At 60.1% G+C, this 19036-nt stretch carries 19 protein-coding genes; 11 read left to right on the forward strand and 8 right to left on the reverse strand.

The window, feature by feature from the left end:
* Positions 1-204 precede the first annotated feature (204 nt).
* The 5 genes from OB916_RS08515 to OB916_RS08535 all read left to right on the forward strand — a co-directional run bounded on the left by OB916_RS08515 (position 205) and on the right by OB916_RS08535 (position 4299).
* A complete protein-coding gene (locus OB916_RS08515; protein ID WP_315908868.1) occupies positions 205-627 on the forward strand; it encodes a hypothetical protein in 423 nt (140 codons plus the stop codon).
* Positions 628-704: 77 nt separating this feature from the next.
* Positions 705-1262: a carboxymuconolactone decarboxylase family protein gene (locus OB916_RS08520; protein ID WP_315908869.1), complete on the forward strand. Its 558-nt coding sequence runs from the start codon at positions 705-707 to the stop codon at positions 1260-1262.
* A 146-nt stretch (positions 1263-1408) separates the two neighbouring features.
* Complete coding sequence (locus OB916_RS08525) at positions 1409-2374, forward strand: sulfite exporter TauE/SafE family protein (protein WP_315908870.1); 966 nt, start codon at positions 1409-1411, stop codon at positions 2372-2374.
* Between the two features lie 103 nt (positions 2375-2477).
* Positions 2478-3341 carry an SDR family oxidoreductase gene (locus OB916_RS08530; RefSeq protein ID WP_315908871.1) on the forward strand — a complete coding sequence of 288 codons (864 nt, stop codon included), beginning with the start codon at positions 2478-2480 and terminating at the stop codon, positions 3339-3341.
* The gene (locus tag OB916_RS08535) at positions 3334-4299 is read left to right on the forward strand and encodes a patatin-like phospholipase family protein (RefSeq protein WP_315908872.1); all 966 of its coding nucleotides are present in this window, start codon (positions 3334-3336) and stop codon (positions 4297-4299) included. The genes OB916_RS08530 and OB916_RS08535 overlap by 8 nt, the downstream gene beginning before the upstream one ends.
* A 175-nt stretch (positions 4300-4474) precedes the next feature.
* Here the strand turns inward: OB916_RS08535 and OB916_RS08540 are convergent, their stop codons facing one another.
* From OB916_RS08540 to OB916_RS08575, 8 genes are all read right to left on the reverse strand, one after another.
* Positions 4475-5359, reverse strand: a complete 885-nt coding sequence (locus tag OB916_RS08540; protein ID WP_315908873.1) for a hypothetical protein — start codon at positions 5357-5359, stop codon at positions 4475-4477.
* A 72-nt stretch (positions 5360-5431) separates the two neighbouring features.
* The gene (locus tag OB916_RS08545; protein WP_315908874.1) at positions 5432-6793 is read right to left on the reverse strand and encodes a dihydrolipoyl dehydrogenase family protein; all 1362 of its coding nucleotides are present in this window, start codon (positions 6791-6793) and stop codon (positions 5432-5434) included.
* Positions 6794-7062: 269 nt separating this feature from the next.
* A complete protein-coding gene (gene epsC / locus OB916_RS08550; protein WP_315908875.1) occupies positions 7063-7938 on the reverse strand; it encodes a serine O-acetyltransferase EpsC in 876 nt (291 codons plus the stop codon).
* A 68-nt stretch (positions 7939-8006) separates the two neighbouring features.
* Positions 8007-8261, reverse strand: coding sequence for a hypothetical protein (locus tag OB916_RS08555; RefSeq protein ID WP_315908876.1), 255 nt, complete (start codon positions 8259-8261; stop codon positions 8007-8009).
* A 179-nt stretch (positions 8262-8440) separates the two neighbouring features.
* Entirely contained in the window at positions 8441-10417 is a 1977-nt protein-coding gene (locus OB916_RS08560) for a glycoside hydrolase family 15 protein (RefSeq protein ID WP_315908877.1), read from the reverse strand.
* Between the two features lie 220 nt (positions 10418-10637).
* Positions 10638-11240 (reverse strand): helix-turn-helix domain-containing protein, encoded by a 603-nt coding sequence (locus OB916_RS08565; protein WP_315908878.1) that lies wholly within the window; start codon positions 11238-11240, stop codon positions 10638-10640.
* Positions 11241-11319: 79 nt separating this feature from the next.
* Positions 11320-11574, reverse strand: coding sequence for a hypothetical protein (locus OB916_RS08570; protein WP_315908879.1), 255 nt, complete (start codon positions 11572-11574; stop codon positions 11320-11322).
* Positions 11575-11712: 138 nt separating this feature from the next.
* On the reverse strand, positions 11713-13098 hold the full coding sequence (locus OB916_RS08575) for a putative ATP-dependent zinc protease (RefSeq protein ID WP_315908880.1): 1386 nt from the start codon (positions 13096-13098) through the stop codon (positions 11713-11715).
* A 115-nt stretch (positions 13099-13213) separates the two neighbouring features.
* Here OB916_RS08575 and OB916_RS08580 point away from each other — a divergent pair, with 115 nt between their 5' ends.
* The 6 genes from OB916_RS08580 to OB916_RS08605 all read left to right on the forward strand — a co-directional run bounded on the left by OB916_RS08580 (position 13214) and on the right by OB916_RS08605 (position 19034).
* Positions 13214-14236 carry a succinylglutamate desuccinylase/aspartoacylase family protein gene (locus OB916_RS08580; protein WP_315908881.1) on the forward strand — a complete coding sequence of 341 codons (1023 nt, stop codon included), beginning with the start codon at positions 13214-13216 and terminating at the stop codon, positions 14234-14236.
* A gap of 226 nt (positions 14237-14462) precedes the next feature.
* On the forward strand, positions 14463-15863 hold the full coding sequence (locus OB916_RS08585) for an NAD-dependent succinate-semialdehyde dehydrogenase (RefSeq protein WP_315908882.1): 1401 nt from the start codon (positions 14463-14465) through the stop codon (positions 15861-15863).
* A complete protein-coding gene (locus OB916_RS08590; RefSeq protein ID WP_315908883.1) occupies positions 15860-17446 on the forward strand; it encodes an acetolactate synthase large subunit in 1587 nt (528 codons plus the stop codon). Before OB916_RS08585 ends, OB916_RS08590 begins: the two co-directional genes overlap by 4 nt.
* Before the next feature lie 50 nt (positions 17447-17496).
* Entirely contained in the window at positions 17497-18132 is a 636-nt protein-coding gene (locus tag OB916_RS08595) for a DsbA family oxidoreductase (protein WP_315908884.1), read from the forward strand.
* Positions 18133-18208: 76 nt separating this feature from the next.
* Positions 18209-18703, forward strand: coding sequence for a redoxin domain-containing protein (locus OB916_RS08600; protein ID WP_315908885.1), 495 nt, complete (start codon positions 18209-18211; stop codon positions 18701-18703).
* Positions 18704-18758: 55 nt separating this feature from the next.
* Positions 18759-19034, forward strand: coding sequence for a glutathione S-transferase N-terminal domain-containing protein (locus OB916_RS08605; protein WP_315908886.1), 276 nt, complete (start codon positions 18759-18761; stop codon positions 19032-19034).
* Positions 19035-19036: the final 2 nt, after the last annotated feature.

Raw genomic sequence — 19036 nt, forward strand, 5'->3', positions numbered from 1 at the left:
GTCGTCGTACGGGCCGGCAACGATCGGTTCCGGGGATAAGAAAACGAGGTATAGCTATGCACACGATAGCCGCTTTCATTTTCTCCAGGTCTTAGATTCCGCACGGTACCCGTCCTCCTCACGGCTGTTTGTGCGGGTGTGTGACTCTGTTCAACGACCGCATCGTGGTTTAGTAGTCATCGTGCGTCTGATAGAACTGAACACATGGCATCAGTTATTGCCGGTCTCGCTGGCGGCGTGGTTGCAACGATCGTTATGACCATCGCGATGATGATGGGCGATGGGGGGCCGCCGCCGACGGCGGCGCTCGTCGCGAAGTTCGCTGGCGGTGAGCCAGAGGACTACGCGATGCCGGGAATGGTGTTGCACTTCGTCTACGGCATCGGCGCTGGCGCGGTGTTTGCGGTCGGCGTTCCGCTGATTGGGCTCAGTCTCGACTCCATCGCTGTTGCCGTCGGCCTCGGCCTCGTCTACGGCATCGTCCTCATGATCGGAGGGATGATGTTCTGGATGCGGATGATCATCGGGATGGAGCCCGATAAGGGCATGATGATGATGTTCGGCACCGTCCACGTCATCTACGGCGTCGTTCTCGGCGCCTTCCTCGGCGCGGGCATCCTCGCGTAAGGGAACACCGACTTGCGAGCCGAAGCGAACATCCCCGCAAGACCCACGATTACACCAATCATACTACACAGACACACATGTCACGACTCCCGCTACTCGAATTAGACGACATCCCAGAGGAGTATCACCACCTGTTCACCGACGAGTACCTCGGCGATCGCCACATCTTCCGGGCGTGGGCGCACAACCCGGAGGTCCTTGAGGCGACGCTGGAGTACCTGAACGTCCTGTACGACCAGCTCGGCCAGCGACGCAAGGAGCTGGTCATCCTGACTGTGGCCCGCGCCCGTGGGGCTCGCTACGAGTGGCACCAGCACGTCGACATCGCCCGCGACAAGGGCGTCACGATCCAGGAGATGCAAGCCATCGGCGGGGGCGACCTCTCCATGTTCGACGACGCCGAGTTCGTCCTACTCCAGTACGCCCGTGCCGTCGAGTCGGGGACCGTCACCGACCAGATTCACGACGCCCTGACCCGGCACTACTCGTCTGGCGAGATCGTCGCGCTCGGTCTGCTCGTGGATTTCTACGTGGGGCTGTGTAACTACATCGCCTCCGTCGATCTCCCGTTCGAAGGCGGCGAGTTCGTCGGCTGGACCCCTGAGGAGGAAACCGTGTCGGCACTCTTCGAATAGATGGAGACGATGGAACATACTGATAGAACTGATGGGAGGCGGAATTCTGGAGGTCAGAATCACCAGTGACGCGGGCTGACCGTGCGTCCGGACGAACGAGTCTCCCCCTGGAGTCTGCGAGGATGATTCGGTCAAAGGTTCTCGCAGTGGGTGGAGTAGTTGGACTGTCGGGAGTGTTCGCCCTCCCGATACTCGGAGCGGGCAATGGTCTCGGTGTCGGGACGGTCGCCTTACAATCGTTACCTGTGCCGGCGGGATTCCCCGTCGATCAGTTCCTTGCCCACTGGTGGGTGTTCCCGGCTTCGATCCTCTTCTCGCTGGTCGCGCTCGCTTCGGGCGTCTCCGGTGCGTTGTTCTTCAGTCCATTCTTCATGTTGCTCGTCGGGCTGTCCCCCTCGCAGGCAATCGGAGCGGGGCTCATGACGGAGGTGTTTGGGATGGGCAACGGATTGCTGAACTACGTCCGACAAGGGGTCGTCGATTACGCCACGGCGAAGTGGCTCCTGATCGGTGCGGTCCCGGCCGTCGTGGTCGGGGCGCTCGCCGCCCACGTCGTGCCGACGGCGCTCCTCACGATCGCGTTCGGTGCCGGGCTCCTCCTCCTGGGCGCGTTCCTCGTCTACTACGACCCACCAGAAGAATGCGTCCCGGGCGAGCGAGAAGGTGAGTTCCTGAAACGGAAGAACACCAGACGCGGCACGACGACCATCGAGACGACGGACGGCGAGACGTACACCTACGACACCTGCTGGCGCCCGCCCGGCCTCGGTCTGGCGACCGCCGGCGGGTTCATCACCGGGTTGATCAGCGCCGGCCTCCCGGAGATCACGACAACCCAGCTGATTGTCCGGTGTCGCCTGCCCCCACGGGTGGCAATCGCGACGAGCGTGTTCGTCCTCGCGATCGCCGCGATCGCCGGCGCAGCTGTCCACGCCCTCGCTGCTACGCCCGTCTGGTACGTCGTTGCGTGGTCGATTCCTGGGGTTCTCATCGGCGGGACGATCGGCACCCGGGTCGGGAAATACGTTCCCAGCGAGATCATGGAACCGGCACTCGGTGTCGTCTTCGCCATCGTCGGCGTGATTGTGCTCGCAAGCGAATTCCTTGCATAGGGACACATAACCCGTTAACTCGGGGGAATACTGACTGGCGTTGCTCCTGCGTTACACGCTCGGCGCACCTCTTTACGCGCTGCCGGCGTACTCCTGAACGAGTATGTCTACCAATACGTTCGACCTCTCAGAACCGGAGGTAACCGCTGGCGACCTCCTCGTGCTGGATGACCCCCACTTCGGCCCACACACTGTCGCGGTCGTCACGGGCGCAGCCTCTGGAATCGGTCAAACGACGGCAGTCGCACTGGCGGCAAATGGACTCTCCGTCGTCGGGGCGGACATCGACGAAGACGGTCTTGGAGAGACCGTCGATCTCGCCGACGAACTCGATGTACCTGGCACGATTCACCCCGTTCTGACTGACCTCACCGACGACGACGACGTCGAGTCGATGATCGATACCGCAGCCGACTACGGAGAGCTGCGGTACGTGGCGAACATCGCCGGGATGCAACACATCGCGTCGATTCCCGAATTCCCGATGGAGAAGTACGACCTCCTCCTGGACATCATGCTTCGGGCCCCGTTCCTGACCGCGAAACTCGCGATGCCCCACATCCGGGCCACCGACGACGGGGTCGGCGCGATCGGCAACATGTCTTCAGTCCACGGCCACTACGCGACCCAGGATAAACCCGCGTACATCACCGCCAAGCACGGCCTCAACGGCCTCACGCGGTCGATCGCCGCCGAGGGCGAGGGGACGCTTCGGGGATTTTCGGTCAGCGTCGGGTACGTCCTCACGCCGCTGATGGTGAACCAGATCGAGGACACCGCCGAGGAGCGTGGCATCTCCAAGCAAGCGGTCGTCGAGGACGTGATGCTCGGACAGGCCCGCACGAAGGAGATGATGACGCCTGTCGAGGTGGCGAACCTCTTCGTGTTCGGCTTCTCCGGTCACGGCAAACACCTCAATGGTGGCGACCTGCTCTGGGACGGCGGCTACACCACGACCTATGAGTGAGCAAAACCCGACGAAGGTCGCCATCGCGTGTCAAGGCGGTGGCAGCCACACGGCATTCACTGCCGGCGTACTGAAAGAGCTCCTCCGAGAGTGGGACGACGAATACGAACTGGTCGGCATCAGCGGGACCTCCGGCGGCGCCTTCAACGCGCTTGCGGCCTGGTACGGGTTGGTCACGGCCGACGAGGACAGGGCGATAGAACTGCTCGACGCGATCTGGGAGGACCTGTCAGCATCTAGCTTCTTCGATCGATTCATGAACAATTTCGTCGTCGGCCTGTCGCGGCTTGGGAGCACTGGCGTGCCGATGCTTCAGGTCAGCCCGTACGATATCCCCGGCTCGGAAGTGGGCAAGGACGAAATCCGGGAGACGCTCGAACGACACATAGACTTCGACTCGGTTCCGGACCTCTGTAGCCGGAACACGCCCGAACTCGTCGTCGGAACGGTCAATATCAACGCTGGCATCTTCGAGACGTTCGTGAACGAAGAGGTGACACCCGAGGCCATCCTGGCGTCCGCAGCCGTTCCAGCCATGTTTGAGGCCGTCGAGATCCACGGTCACTACCACTGGGACGGGCTCTTCTCGCAGAATCCCCCCGTCGACGATCTGATGACGGTCGGCACAGACCGGAAGCCCGACGAGCTGTGGGTGATCCAGATCAACCCGCAAGAAAGCGAAGGCGAACCGACCTCGCTCGAGGAGATCGCCGACCGGCGCAACGAACTCGCGGGCAACATCTCGCTGAACCAGGAACTGCGGGTGATCGAACGAGTCAACGAATGGATCGATGCCGGCCACCTCCCAGAGAGCGACTTTTCGAAGACCAAGATTCGACGAATCGAGATGGGACGGGCGTACCACTGCTCGACGAAGGTCGACCGGAGCCCCTCGTTCCTCCAAGAGCTGATGGACCTCGGTGAGCAACGCGCCACGGAGTTTCGAGCCGAGATGTAATTCGTGCCCGACAAGGACAGGCCAGGAACGTACGCGTGGGTATTTGGATATGTATTTTTCGTAACGGCTCGATGACCCTCGTAGGCCAGTCCTCACCTTGCTCCACTGATTCGAGAGGTACCGTCACCGAGACCACGAAAGCGATAAACCCGCATCGAACTGTTTTCACTGACTGTTATGGCACCATAACAACTCGCCCGGTTGCTGCCGTGACGACCAGTAAATAGAACGTGGTGCCCAGGGCTGCACTCGCCACGACGACGGAATCGGGATCGCGTCGGGGGAGCGTGTGATGGAGAAGGGGGATCTCGGTGAGTTCAGGGCGCGTAAGGACGTGGTTCAGGAACACCCCAAACATGCCCACTAGCAGGGGGCCGAAGAGTAGGCTATTGACCAGCCGAAGGAGCCACTCCGTGGCCCCATCTCCGAGGGCGAACGTCGCGACCGGTCCGAGGACCAACTGGGGTTGCGGTAGCACCGTCATCGCCTGCCCGTACTTTGCATACAGGAACAGCGCGACACCGAGTACGATCGCGGTGAGTTTGACGAATTTCCCTCGCCGGGCGGAGAGCGGGCGTGGCAGGACGAACAGGCCCAGAAGGTACGCGGTATTCATTCCCAGCCATGGGCCGAAGTCCTGTAGGGCAAGCGGAAGCCCTGTCGCGAGAATCCCCATGCTGAACCAGTCGAGGCTCAACAGTCGGGCGTTTGGACACGATCCCCCCAGAATCTGTTGCCGGTGCGTCGGGTGGAGCAGATGGATACTGACCCTCACGAGAAAGAACGTCGGGATCAGCAGGACGTATGCGAGCAGTCGTATCTGTAGGCCGGCGGGTGTGGCGACCGCACCGATAGTGATGGCGGTGGAGAAGTCGATGAGGCCATTGACGAACCAGAAGGTGAGCAGCGACGGCGCGAACAAACAGCCGTTCAGTATTGTAGCGAAATACCCCGTCGAATAGGAGAACTCCTGTGAGAACAGGTCGATAGCTGCGGCTCGAAGATTCGTTCGGAGTTCGAATAACGAATCTAGCCGCTCGTGAAACGTTTTCAACGTCATCCAGTCATCGATTGAGATGGCATAATATCACCTACAAGTGGGTACTGAGATGGTGTCTTCTGACGAGGCCGTTTAGAGAGGGACATCCTGGAACGCCGCCTCGACCACCTTGCTCAGCGTCGGGTGAGCGTGAATCGTCCCGGCGACGTCGTCGACGGTCGCACCAGTACGCATCGCGAGAACGGCCTCGTGCAATAGCGTCGAGGCCTCGTACCCGATAGCGTGGGCACCCAGGATCTCGCCGTCCGGCGACGCGAGGACTTTCACGAAGCCGTGGTCGAGCTTCTTCGCCCGACCCATCGCCGAGTCCGCGTAGTCGGCCCGCCCGACGACGTACTCGGTGCCCTCGTCGTCGAGTTCCTCCTTGGTCTCCCCGACGCCGGCGATCTGTGGCTCGGTGAAGATCGTGTGGGGCATCGCCGAGAGGTCGATCGCCCGCGACTCCCCGTGGACGACGTTCGCAACCGTGTGGTGGGTCTCGTAGTCCCCAGAGTGTTTGAACAGGGCGTTGCCCGCGATGTCGCCCTGCGCCCAGACGTTCTCGGCGGTGGTCTGCAGGTACTCGTCGGTCTCGATGAAGCCTCGATCGTCGACGTCGATGCCTGCAGTCTCGAGGTTGAGCGTGTCGCTGTTGGGGCGGCGTCCGAGTGCAACCAGTACCTCGCTCCCCTCGACGGTGGTCTCGTCGCTGGTTTCGGTTTCGGCGTGGACGGCATATCTCTCGCCCGTTTCCTCGACGGCAGTCACCCGGTGACCGGTGTACACGTCGTGGCGGTCGGCCGCGATGTCGGTGAACGCCTCGGCGACATCGCCGTCCTCCCGGTGGACCAGCGAGTCCACCATCTCGACGATGGTCACGTCCGTTCCCATCGCGTCGAAAAAGTATCCCAGCTCGACAGCGATGTATCCTCCCCCGAGAATAACGAGGCTCTCGGGCGTCTCTCGGAGGTACAGGGCATCCTGACTCGTGAGGTAGTCCACGTCATCAAGGCCGTCGATCGGTGGTACGATGGGGCGGCTCCCAGCTGCGACGACCACTTTCTCGGCCGTGACAGCTTCACCCTCAAGACGAACCGTCCGCTCGTCGACGAACTCCGTGCGTTCTTTGAACAGCGTGAGATTCTCCTTATCGCGGTAGCGTGCCTCCATGTCTTCCGCGATTCCCCCGAGCAAGTCGTCCATCTCGTCCACGACTGCGGCGTGGTCGATGCCGTTGAGGGTGGCGTCGACGTGGAACTGCTCGGCGGCACGAACGTGGTTCACCGCGTTGGCAGCTTGAATGAGCATTTTCGAGGGGTTGCATCCCCGGTTGAGACACGTCCCACCGAGTGGACCCGGTTCAACGAGTGCCGCCTTTAGTCCGGCGTCGGCTGCCGCTGCAGCCACGTTGTTGCCTGTTCCGCCACCGATCACGAGGACGTCAAAGTCGGCCATATTTATTTTGACAACGTCGACGACAATGAAGCTCCTCCGGCGGTTCGGTTTGATTGCACGGACGGGCTACAGGCATAAAAACGGCCTCGGATACGCCGTTCGATTTGATCCGATTCAGGCATTGACGGCAGTGAAGATTATCGACAGAACGCGAGAGTTCCACGTTTCTCCTTTCTTTCCAGTCCCGGTCCTCGTAGTAGTGGCCGTGTCCGGTGATTCTCACAGTCAACTAGGTTCTGGTTCGACGTGTCGATCAGTTTGTGGTCGAGCTACCTGTTCGATTTTTGCTTTTGCTTGGGGTGATCAGCAATGAACACGCTCGTGTTGTCGGGCACATCGTCAGTCACCCAGGAGTTCGCACCGATACTCACATGATCGCCAATCTCAATCGTCCCGAGTACGTTGCTTCCAGCGCCAATAACGACGTGGTCGCCGATGTCGGGATGGCGATTATAGTCTTTCGCAAGCATGTGTTCCTCGCTTTCTTCGTCTTCTTCGAAGTGGAGAGCGCCAAGAGTGACGTTCTGGTAGATCCGGACCCAGTCGCCAACCGTCGTCGTCTCGCCGATGACGACTCCGGACCCGTGATCGACGAAAAAGTACTCGCCAATCTCCGCACCTGGGTGGATGTCGATGCCTGTCTCGGTTTTCGTGTACTCAGCGAGTTCCCGGGCGTAAGAGAAGATATCCTCCTCGTAGAGGATATGCGCAATACGGTGAGACATGATCGCGTGGAATCCGGGATACGATCGGATGATCTCACAGTAGCTCTTTGCTGCGGGATCGCCTTTATACGCGGCCTCAACGTCTTTTTTGAGGGCACGTCGAACCGCCGGCAACCGGTCAAGCGTTCCGTCGACGATCGCAGTCAAGACCTCCTCGTCGTGGTCCGAATAGGCTGTGATGCCGTTCTGTATGCAGCGACCGAGCGCCGTCAGATGGGTGCGAGTTTCATCGGGATCATTCAGTAACTCTGTCGCGTTCCAGCACCGAGGGAACATGAGCTGTTTGAGAAGCAGGGGTTCGTCACGCAGGAAATCGCGACGAGGATAGGTCCGTGAGGAGTACGTTGGAAACGGAGATTCGTCTGCTCGATATGATTCGACAAGTTCTCTGTGGATGTCGCCGGTGTACTCGTATTTCATTTTCTGGTCGTATCAGTGGACACAAAATCAGTTACTGTACGTTATATCTCGATGAACTCCCCGAACTGTTACTCTTTCGGAAATGACTCCCAGAAGACGTCCACCGGTTCTTGATCAGGATTCGCTTCGAGGTTGGCTTGGTTCGTCAGATTTGGGTCTTCGATTGGGGAGGCTGCCTCCCCGGCCCAGGCGTAGAACCCGACGAGTGTCTCGTCGAGCGGACCCGGTTCGACGAGTACAATCTCTAGTCCGGCGTCGGCTGGCGCTGCAGCCACGTTGTTGCCTGTTCCGCCGCCGATCACGAGGGCGTCGAAGTCGGGCATATCTATTTCGATAACGTCGACGACAAAGAAGCTCTCCCGGCGGTTCGGTTCGATCGCATGGACGCTTTCGACAGCGAATACGATCACCTGCCTGAATCGATTGGTGCGGACAGTCACTCCACTGATCGACAGAACTCGCTGAATCGGATAAATCCCTACAACAGTCGGTATGAGTCCACCTACTCTCCAGGAGCCATCCCGTACGGCTCGTTTCGGCGGTGACTCTCGACCAAGAGGACATACATCGCCTGACTCCACTGAAGATTTGAATTCCAGGTGACTGTCCCGTCGCCGTCGACTCGCTCGGGGAGTAGTCCTGCCGAAGTCGTCCACTCTCCAGCGTGGTCGGTCACAAAGTCCTCAACTGCGCCCGGATCGACCCCCGAGCGCCAGCGAACCACGTCGGCATACGCCTCACACAGGGGCCAGCCGCCGTCCTCGGCGGTCCGACTCGGTGTGTAGACGTCCCCGGGATATCGCCCGACACACGGCGTGCCATCGGCCTTCCAGACCGGATCATCGGCGAGTTCGACGGTCGAGACGAGAGTGTCGTCGTCGCTATCGAGTACGTTCCACGGCCAATAGGCCATGAACGCGGCCGCGTCCGGTCGACCGTCGGGTGCCGGCGTCCCGTGCTCGGGTTCGCCCGCAGTCACGTAATGATCGCCGTACGCCGTCCCTTCCCGATAACAGTACTGCTGGAAGTTTTCGGCCCAGACGCTCGCCCGTTCGCGACAGTCGATAGCGAAATCCTCGTCATCAACCGCGTCCGCCATCTCGGCCATACAGCGTAGGCCGGCGATCGCGGCAGCGCTCCCTTCGGTCGAGTAGCCCCAAACCTCTTCCCACGGATCTTGATGCTTCTCCGGGAATCCGTACCCATTATCCCACTCTAAGAGGAACTCCGCCGCGAGTTCGCTCATCTCGTAATGGGAGTCGAGAAGTTCCTTGTCGTCGGTTTCCTGCCAGAGTAGCCAGTGGGCGTAGATCGGTCCGCCGACCTGATCCAGTTGGAGGGCGCGCCAGTGGGGTTCGCCGGTGGTGTAGTAGTTCTGCCACCACGTACCGCGCCGGTCGATTCCTCGATCGTCGGCGGTCTCCTCGTCGGTGTCGGTGATCTGTACGCGGTCGAGCCAGTCGAGCGCTTGCCGGGCCTCATCGAACGCCCCAGCGGCGACGAGCGCCTGAATGATGATCACCTGATCCCGTGGCCAGATGAACTTATACGTCATGTCCGTCGGCTTGAATGCCCCGGCGATCATCGCCTGACAGTGGTCTTCTGCACACTTCAGGCTCGTCAGTGACCGTTCGTACAGATTGTCGACGAACTCGTCGCCAGTCGGCCCTGTCGTGATCCCGTCGTTCCACTCATTCCACGCGTCGGCAAAGTCGTCCCGTTCTGCGTCGTAGCCTGTGTCAAGTGCATCCAGTGCGTGTTCGATGGCGCGGTCTTCACTCTCCTTTGCGAAGCCGATCGCGGTGAGCCACTCTATCGACTCGGCATCTCCCACATATAATCCGAACCCAGCGTCGAGATTCCCGATACCGGAGGCTGTCGAGTCGATCCATCCATCGTTTTCCTCGTACACGTCCGCCCATGCACTGCGTTCTGGCCCCTGTGATTCGCCGGTGGTTCCGATTCGGTGGCCGTCGAAGCGACGCCGATTATCGTAAGATTGCACGAACGCGAGATGTCGGTTCCCGTCCGTGGCCGTCAGTGCGTCATACTCCTCGGCGTGGACGACGTGGGCCGACTGGACGGCATTCGGATCCTCGTGGCTGTGCCCCTTGATCCCAAGATTAAACACTGTGAACAAGGTCCGTTCGTGTGGTGTTTCAAAAGTCGCGGTGTTTCGAACGAGGATCGAACACTGATTGGAACTCGCGACGATGTCTTGTCGGACGACACCCTCGGTTCCGTCACCAAATCGAAGCTCATTTTCCAGTTTCAGTTCCGGAACGGTCGACGACGCCCAGTCGAGTGCGCTCTCGATAGCGTCGTTCCGTCCATCGTGCGTTTCCCCGAGATCTCGATCCCACACGAGCGTGTGCAGATCGTAGAACAGTTCGACGTCCGATCGAAACGCTGAGGTCTCTTCGATGATTGCTCCGTCGTACTCGACTCTATGGTTGTCCGCGTACCGATTCGCGGTCACCAATATGTGTTGGCTCTGACCGGCCGGTGTGCTCGTGATGGCATCCTTGTCACTGGGTACTGCGAAGTCGGTTGGTGGCTCGGTCATCGGTGACAAATTCTATTGGCTGAATGATGAATTCGCCGCATGTGTGCAACGATGTCACACACCGGAAAACAGTCTATCATCCCTACTACTCAGTGGATAGTCGGATATCGCTCGGGAGAATGGTGGGCCCAGTTTACTTTTCGTTGAAATTCTCCCAGAAGACGTCCGGCAGCTCTTGATCGGGATTCGCTTCAAGGTAGTCTTGTTTCGTCAAATTTGCGTCTTCGATTAGGGAGGCTGCTTCCCCGGCCCAGACGTAGAACCCGATGAGCGTCTCGCGGCGCATTCGTTCGAGATCGACCGAATGATACACCTTCACGACGCCACCACCTTCTCGATTGAGCTCGGACCGTCTGAGCAATCCTAGTTCGACGAGTTTGTTGAGATACCGCGTGACTGTACTTCGGTCGTACCCGAGCTGCTCGGCGACTTCGTTCGCTGAGAGAGGGCCCTCACCAATAACGCATAGACAGATATCCAGTCCGGCCTTCGGAAGACCGAACGCCTGGAGGAGAACCTGCCTCACGTCCGGGGGTTTCACACTCATATCCAACTCTGTAACCCGCTCCATAGGTTCATCGTGACAGGACATCGGTGGATCGTCATTTCCAACGACGAGAACGACGTTGTCACAATCGGAGACGGTGCATTCGTAGATATCGTACCGACCTGAATTCGGGTCGTACTGGACCTCGGCACTCTCGTCGTCGGACTGGGTTGTACTTCGATCAGACATCGATACCGTGTACCTCCATTTATATCGACTGTTATGTGGGGAGCCGATAAATACTGGCCTCTCAATCTGCTCGAATCTCCTAATTCGAATCCACGATCACTATCTCATCGGTATCGAGAGCCAGTAGCTCTTCGCCGGTAATCGTTATCCTGACCCGACCGTCCGGGTACGTTCGGACTAGTTCGCACGCTGCGAGTCCATTCAGATGAGATTCGATCGTCCCTTCGTTGGTCTCGAGCATCGCTGCGAGCGCCGCCGTTGTCGTCGTCTCTCGCTGGTCTGCGTCGCTTGCTGTGGCGAGTTGTTCTAGGACGGCTCGTCTAGTTACGGACATGGTTGAAGGGCGTCTGTGTGTCTCTCCCGGGTCAACACGCCCGGCTGTTCTGGAAGTGGCGGGTTGGGAGCGAGCGCTCGCTCAGGAGGAGGTTCATCGCTTCGATTTTTGTCGACGGGTGGGCTGCTCTGCATGTGATTACTCCTCAACTGTCTGGCTGATATGGAGCTTATACGCTTCGAGTACGTCACGTCCAAGAAGAACTGGATAGGTCATCTCAGACCGGTCGGCAATGCTGGCTGTGACCGTCCGCCAGCGGCCGTTCAGACAGAGATCGACGTCGACGAGGGGGCGAGTTTCGGTGTCACTTCCCGTTCCTGACCGCACGTCGGTTGTCCCGACGAGGGGCCCGGCACCGATTCGACCGGCGAGGTCGGTGTCGATGCTCGTTCGCTTCGCGCCCGTGTCCGACTTTGCGATCGCCTGTTCTGCCCCGTCACGACCATTGATTCGGATTCGTGAGGTATAGCCGAGGACGCCGTCGTCACTCTGTTCTTGAACGAGCGGTGGTTTACAATCGGGAACTGAATCGTCCAACGTTGATTCCAATTCACCGACCTGAGATGGATCAACGTTGCCACCCGCTCGCTCGATAGCGAGGCGTGCGATGTGTGGTGCCGCTGAGACACCCGTCGCCGAAAACAGGCCTTTGAATCCGGCAGTAGCGTTAACCTCGAGGATGTACCATTCGCCGTCGATTGGCATCAGATCGACCCCGGCCAGATCCAAACCAAGGATATCCGTGGCCTCCTTCGCTAGTCGGCGAGGCTCCTGACCAAGTTCGTCAGTTACGCCCTCCACTTCACCACCGAGCGCGACGTTCGTCCGCCAGTCGCCGTCCGGTGCGTGGCGTCGCATCGCCCCGACGATCTCTCCACCGACGACGTAGACACGCACGTCAGAGGGACGGTCATCGGTGTTTTCCAGGAACTCCTGAACGAACGCGTGTTCGTCGTTGATCATCGGGCCGACGGGATCGTTCGGCGAGACGACCGACATATCCTGCCCGTTCGTTCCAATGGTATGCTTGTGCGCGGCGGCGTCCGGGAGGTACTCCGGCCACTCCTCGAAGGTTCGCGGAGAGCGGCCGAAGAAGGCGTCCGGCACCGGCAAGTCGGCCGCGGCGAGCTTCGCACCAGCGCGATACTTGTGGAGCGTGCTCGCGACGGCCTGCGGTGGGTTCACGACGGGCGTCGTTTCCTCGTAGAGCGCAGCGAGCTGGAGATCTTCGAGTTGGTGCTCACTCTTGGTTAGGAGCATCCGGTTTACGAGGACATCGACCCGTGGCGAAAGTTGGACAGTGCCGTCCTCGATCCACGAGGTGACGTTCTCGTCGCGGATCCAGACGGGTTCGTGCCCCAGCACCCGAACCGCATTCAGGATCGCTTTGGTCTCCTTGCTGTTGTGGGGGTTCAACACGCCAACCTGCTGTGTCCCCGCAGCGGTCTGCGCACCGTCGATGCTCGAAGACCGTGCCGAGTCCGTCGCACCCTCTGGCCCGGGCGAATTGGAAGAGGCAGTCATTAGCGTTGCTCTGGTACTGATTGGGGATAGCTGTCATTACGGGTTCTGCGTGCGTGTGACACAGTTACAACTGCTCTTTCGATTTAAGCCGTTAGGACCCACCACATAGGGACTGATGACCGCGCAACAGGCAGAGGCGTTCACCTTTGATGGCGGCCGAGTGGAGCCGGGCGAAACTGAGGAACTCCGGTATTCAGTGAGCGAAACCTATCTCGGCGATCCGGTTCGTATCCCAGTTACGATCATCAACGGGCCAGAGCCCGGGCCGACTGCGTTTCTCTCAGCTGCGATTCATGGTGACGAACTCAACGGAATCGAAATCGTCCGGGAAGTCGCCCAGGAGTGGGAACATACCGAGGTCTGTGGAACGCTCGTCTGTCTCCCCGTCCTCAACGTCCCGGGGTTCACAGCACAGGAGCGATACTTGCCGATCTACGAGCGGGACCTGAACCGGGCGTTCCCGGGAAGAGAGGACAGTACGAGCTCGAACCGGATCGCCTACCAGATCTATCACAACTTCATCGAACCATGCGATTTCGGGCTCGACTTCCACACGTCGACACGGGGGCGGACGAACATGTTTCACGTCCGTGCGGATATGGACGACGAGGGCGCCGCCAGACTCGCCCGCGCGTTTGGGACAAATCTCATCATGGCAGGCGAAGGGTCGGAGGGGATGTTGCGCCGCGAGGCGACCGACGACGGCATCCCCACCATTACTCTCGAGATGGGCGAGGCCCACCGCTTCGAGCGGGAACTGATCGACCACGCGCTCGAGGGTGTACGGAGTGTGTTCGCTGAGTACGGTATCTATCAACAGGAAACCGTTCGCTGGCCGGGCTGGCAGACCACTATCGAGAAGAGGGACGAGAAGACATGGCTCCGGGCGGATGCCGGCGGCATCGTCGAGATGTTCTACGAACGAGGCGACCTCGTTCACGAGGGAGAAACGATCTGCCGGATCACCAACCCGTTCATGGCCGACGAGACTACCGTGGAGGCACCGTTTACCGGGGTTCTCGTCGGGGTCCTCGAAAACCCGGTAGTGTACCCCGGGAATCCACTCTGTCATTTCATCAAGATCGAGGAAATGCAGGAGGAGATTATCGAGGAGCGAACCGGCCGCACTCACGAGTGAACTACCCGTTTTCTGGGTCTTCGTCGACGGATCGGAACGCTCCGATATCGACGGTGACGCCGGAGTCGTCTACAGAGAGTTGCGGCTCGCGATGGCGTTATCCGTTCGGCGCGCCTTTTTTCAATCCGGAACCGAAGGTAACTGTTCCAATTTGCTCTGGAAGGGAACATGATCGTACCGACATCACGACCGACTCGACACACGAACCGTCTCAGTTGAGATCCTAATGAAAAGCACTAATCCAACGACCGGCGAGACGATCGAAACGTATGACGACCACACCGAATCCGAAATCGAGGAGCGGCTGTCGAATGCGGAAACGGCGTTCGAAGCCTGGCGAGAGCGACCCGTAGCGGAACGCGAAACGAAACTCGCAGCGGTTGCTACCCTGCTCCGTGAGCGTACTGAGGAGTACGCGGAGCTGATGACCCGGGAGATGGGCAAACCGATTGCCCAGGCCGAGGCGGAGGTCGAAAAGTGTGCGTGGGTTTGTGACCACTACGCCGAGCACGCGGGACGCTATTTGCAGGATGAACAGCATGCGAGCCCCCCGGGATCGAAGGTGAAGACGATTTACGAGCCACTCGGGCCGGTCCTTGCGATAATGCCGTGGAACTTCCCGTTCTGGCAGGCGTTTCGATTCATCGCCCCCTACCTGACGGCGGGCAACGTCGGGCTGCTCAAACACGCCTCGAACGTGCCGGGCTGTGCGCTCGCGATCGAGGAGGTGTTCCGCGACGCTGGCTACCCCGAAGGGACGTTCCAGTCACTGCTGATTCCCTCGGATCGCGTGGACACGGTCCTCTCGGACTCCCGTGTGAAGGCAGCGACCCTGACCGGGAGCGGTCCGGCGGGACAGGCGGTCGCCGCAACGGCCGGTGAGAACCTCAAGAAGACCGTCCTCGAACTCGGCGGGAGCGATCCGTACGTCGTCCTCGATGACGCGGACGTCGAGGCTGCCGCAACGACTGGCGCATGGTCGCGCAACCTGAACGGCGGCCAGTCCTGTATCGCGGCCAAACGGTTCGTCGTCCACGATGCCGTTTACGAGGAGTTCATCAAACGGTTCGTCGCCGAGATCGAGTCGTTCACTGTCGGCGACCCGATGGAGCAGGACACGGACGTCGGACCGCAGGCCCGACAGGACCTCATGGAGGGGATTCACCAACAGGTGGCCGAAAGCGTCGATGCCGGGGCGACGGTGCTCACGGGCGGCGAACCACTCGACTGCGAGGGCGCGTACTATCCCCCAACGGTGCTCGCGGACGTTCCACCGGGCTGTCCCGTCGACGCCGAGGAGGTGTTCGGCCCCGTGGCTGCCGTCTATCGGGTTTCCGACGAGGATGCCGCCATCGAGAAGGCAAACGACACGGAGTTCGGGCTCGGCGCCAGCATCTGGACGGACGACCTCGACCGTGGCGAGCGAATCGCCGGTCGCATCGACGCCGGCTGTACGTACATCAACGAACTGGTGAAGTCCGATCCGCGGGTCCCGTTCGGCGGCGTGAAGGAATCCGGGTATGGCCGCGAACTCTCGGAAGCGGGGATCAAGGAGTTCGTCAACCCCAAGACGGTCTGGAGCCAGCAGCCCCAGACGAACGACGAAGACGAGGTAACGATCGAATGAAAGCCTCTGATCTGCTCGTTGGCTGTCTCGAACGCGAGGCCGTCGAATACGTGTTCGGTGTGCCCGGCGAGGAAACCGAAGACCTGCTCTTCTCGCTGCGGGACTCGGATATCAGGTTCATCCCGGTCCGACACGAGCAGGGTGCCGCATTCATGGCGGACGTCCACGGCCGGCTTACGGGCGAGGCAGGCGTCTGTCTTGGGACGCTCGGCCCCGGTGCGACGAACCTCCTGACCGGCGTCGCGGACGCGAACCTGGATAAAGCCCCTCTCGTCGCGATCACGGGCCAGGGTGGCTTGGAGCGCCTCCACAAAGAGAGCCACCAGGCGCTGGATATCGTCCAGATGTTCGAGCCGATCACGAAGTGGAACACCCAGCTCAACGATCCTGACGTCATCACCGAATCCGTCCGGAAGGCGTTCAAAGTCGCCGAATACGAGAAACCCGGCGCGACCCACCTCGAATTCCCCGAGGACGTCGCCGGGTCGGACGTTGACGCCAGCCCGATGGACGCTCGTGAGCGTGTCCGACTCGCATCACCGGACTCGGACCTGCTCCAACAAGTCCAAGCGCTCCTCGAAGAAGCCGACCGGCCGCTGATCATCACGGGGAACGGAGCGGTTCGAACGGGTGCCGCGACACAGCTCCGTGAGTTTGTCGAAACGACCGGCATCCCCGTCGCGTCGACGTATAGCGGGAAAGGGGCGATTTCGGATCGATCGCCACAGTCGTTGTTGACCCTTGATTCCGGCGACCACCAGGAGGCGTCGGACGCGATCGAGATGGCCGACCTCATCCTCACCGTCGGATATGACATCGCCGAACACGACCCGGCCGGCTGGAATAAGGGCGCGGACACCGTTATCGTGCACATCGATAGTGAGCCGGCGGAGGTGTACGAGGCGTACAACCCGAACCTCGAACTCGTCTGTGATCTCTCGACGGCACTCGAGAAACTCACCGAACGGATGAACGAGAGCGAGACGCAGTTCGACGAGACGTGGTACAGCGATCTCAGGGACCACATCCTCGAAGATGTCGCCGCCGACCCATCCGGAGACGATCCGTTCACCGTCCGGACGGTACTGCCGGTGTTACGGGAAGTGATGGATGATGAAGACGTCCTGATCTCCGACGTCGGAAGCCACAAGATGCAGATCGCACAGAACTTCCCCACCTACGAACCGAACACGTGCATTATTTCGAACGGGCTGGCGTCGATGGGCATCTCGGTTCCGGGAGGGATCGCGGCGGATCTCACGACCGATGCGGAGGTCGTTGCGGCGACTGGCGATGGCGGGTTTCTGATGAACGGTGCCGAGATCGAGACCGCAACGCGGGTGGGGTGTGGCTATACGATCCTCCTCTTCAACGACGACGATTACGGGCTGATCTCCGAAAAGCAGCACGCTCATCGCGGCGAGTCGTTCGGAACGAAACTCACGAATCCCGATTTCATGACGCTCGCCGAGAGCTTCGATATCGAGGGGTATCGCCCCGAAGACTGGGACGAACTCGAGGAGACGTTGCGGGATGCACTCGCGACAGACGAGATGTCGCTTGTCGAAATCCCAATAGAGTAACCCCGAACTCACTGTAGGTGTTTTCCGACTCGCCCACATACTACCGAGCGATGGCTCAAAACGAGGACCACATCACGGTATATTCCGACTACGTGTGTCCGTTTTGCTACCTTGGCCGACGCTCCCTCGAAGAGTATCAGCAGACGCGTGATGGTGATCTCGAGATTGACTGGCACCCCTTCGATCTTCGGAGTCAGAAGCGCGGACCAGATGGCGAGATCGACCACTCGGTCGACGACGGAAAAGACGAAGCGTACTTCGACCAAGTGCGACAGAACGTCGCCCGGCTGAAAGACGAGTACGACGCCCACGAGATGCTCGACCTCGACGACCTTCCGGAGAACGTGGATTCGTTCGAGGCGCAAGTCGCCTCGTTCCACGTGAACGAAAAGTATCCCGAGCAGTGGTTCGCCTTCGACGAAGCGATTTTCGAGGCGCTGTGGATCGATGGACGAGACATCGGCGATATCGATGTTTTAGCCGATGTTGCGGACGCAACTGGACTGGACGGTGACGAGATTCGAACTGCGGTCGTGGACGAGCAGCTTCGCGACCGCCTCCGGGACCAATTTACTGAAGCACAGCAGAACGGTGTGACGGGCGTTCCGACGTTCGTCTACGATGGATATGGCGCCCGGGGTGCAGTGTCGCCGGAACAGTTGGAGCGACTCGTCGAGGGCACGTGATTTTGCCACTCGCGGGTGTGTTCCGTTTTTGCACGCCTCCCTGTCGTTTACTGCCGAACTCCCCATACCAGAACTAATGTCTGTGAGTGTCACGACCTTCGAGTTAGAAAATGCCGGGGCGGGGATGTCGCCGTTTCGGCTCAAAGACACGCTTTCGAATCCCGATATCGACGCGGTCGTTCTGTTACTCCAGCGTGACTATCACTGCCGGAAATGCCGACAACAGGTGCAGGATGTCGCTGCGCGCTACGACGAGTTCGAAGGCGAAAACGCCCTCGTCGTTTCAGTTCTCCCCGAACCTGTCGATCAAGCCCGCGGTTGGCAGGAGTCGTACGACCTGCCGTTCCCACTCCTTGCGGATCCGGCGAAGCAACTGGGTGACGACCTCGACCAACCGTCTCGATTCGGTGTCCTCGGGAACCTCCACGACATGATCGGACGAATGCCCGAGGCACTCGTCGTCGATGTCCGCGAAGACGACCCAACCGTGACATACGTCCATAAAGGTACGTCACCAGCGGATCGGCCGTCGATAGACGAGCTACTGGCGGAGGCTCGGCAGCTTTCGTAGACTGCTGCCAGCACAGTGTTTACCCACACGTCACCCCAATTCAACCTGAGTCACAATGAGCGAATCTACACCCACCACCGACCCATCGATAACGTTGTATCGGCTGCAAGCCTGCCCGTTCTGCGAACGCGTCGTTCGGAAACTCCACGAGTACGACCTCGATTACCGCTCGCGGTTCGTCGAGGCGATGCACACCGAACGTGACGTCGTCAAGCGCATCAGCGGCAAGCGCACCGTCCCGGCGATCGTCGATGAGAATACTGGAGTGACGATGTCCGAGAGCGCGAACATCGTCGACTACCTCGACAACACCTACGGGGCGGAGGCGTAACC

This window comes from Halapricum hydrolyticum, assembly GCF_025517535.1.
Lineage (GTDB): Archaea > Halobacteriota > Halobacteria > Halobacteriales > Haloarculaceae > Halapricum > Halapricum hydrolyticum.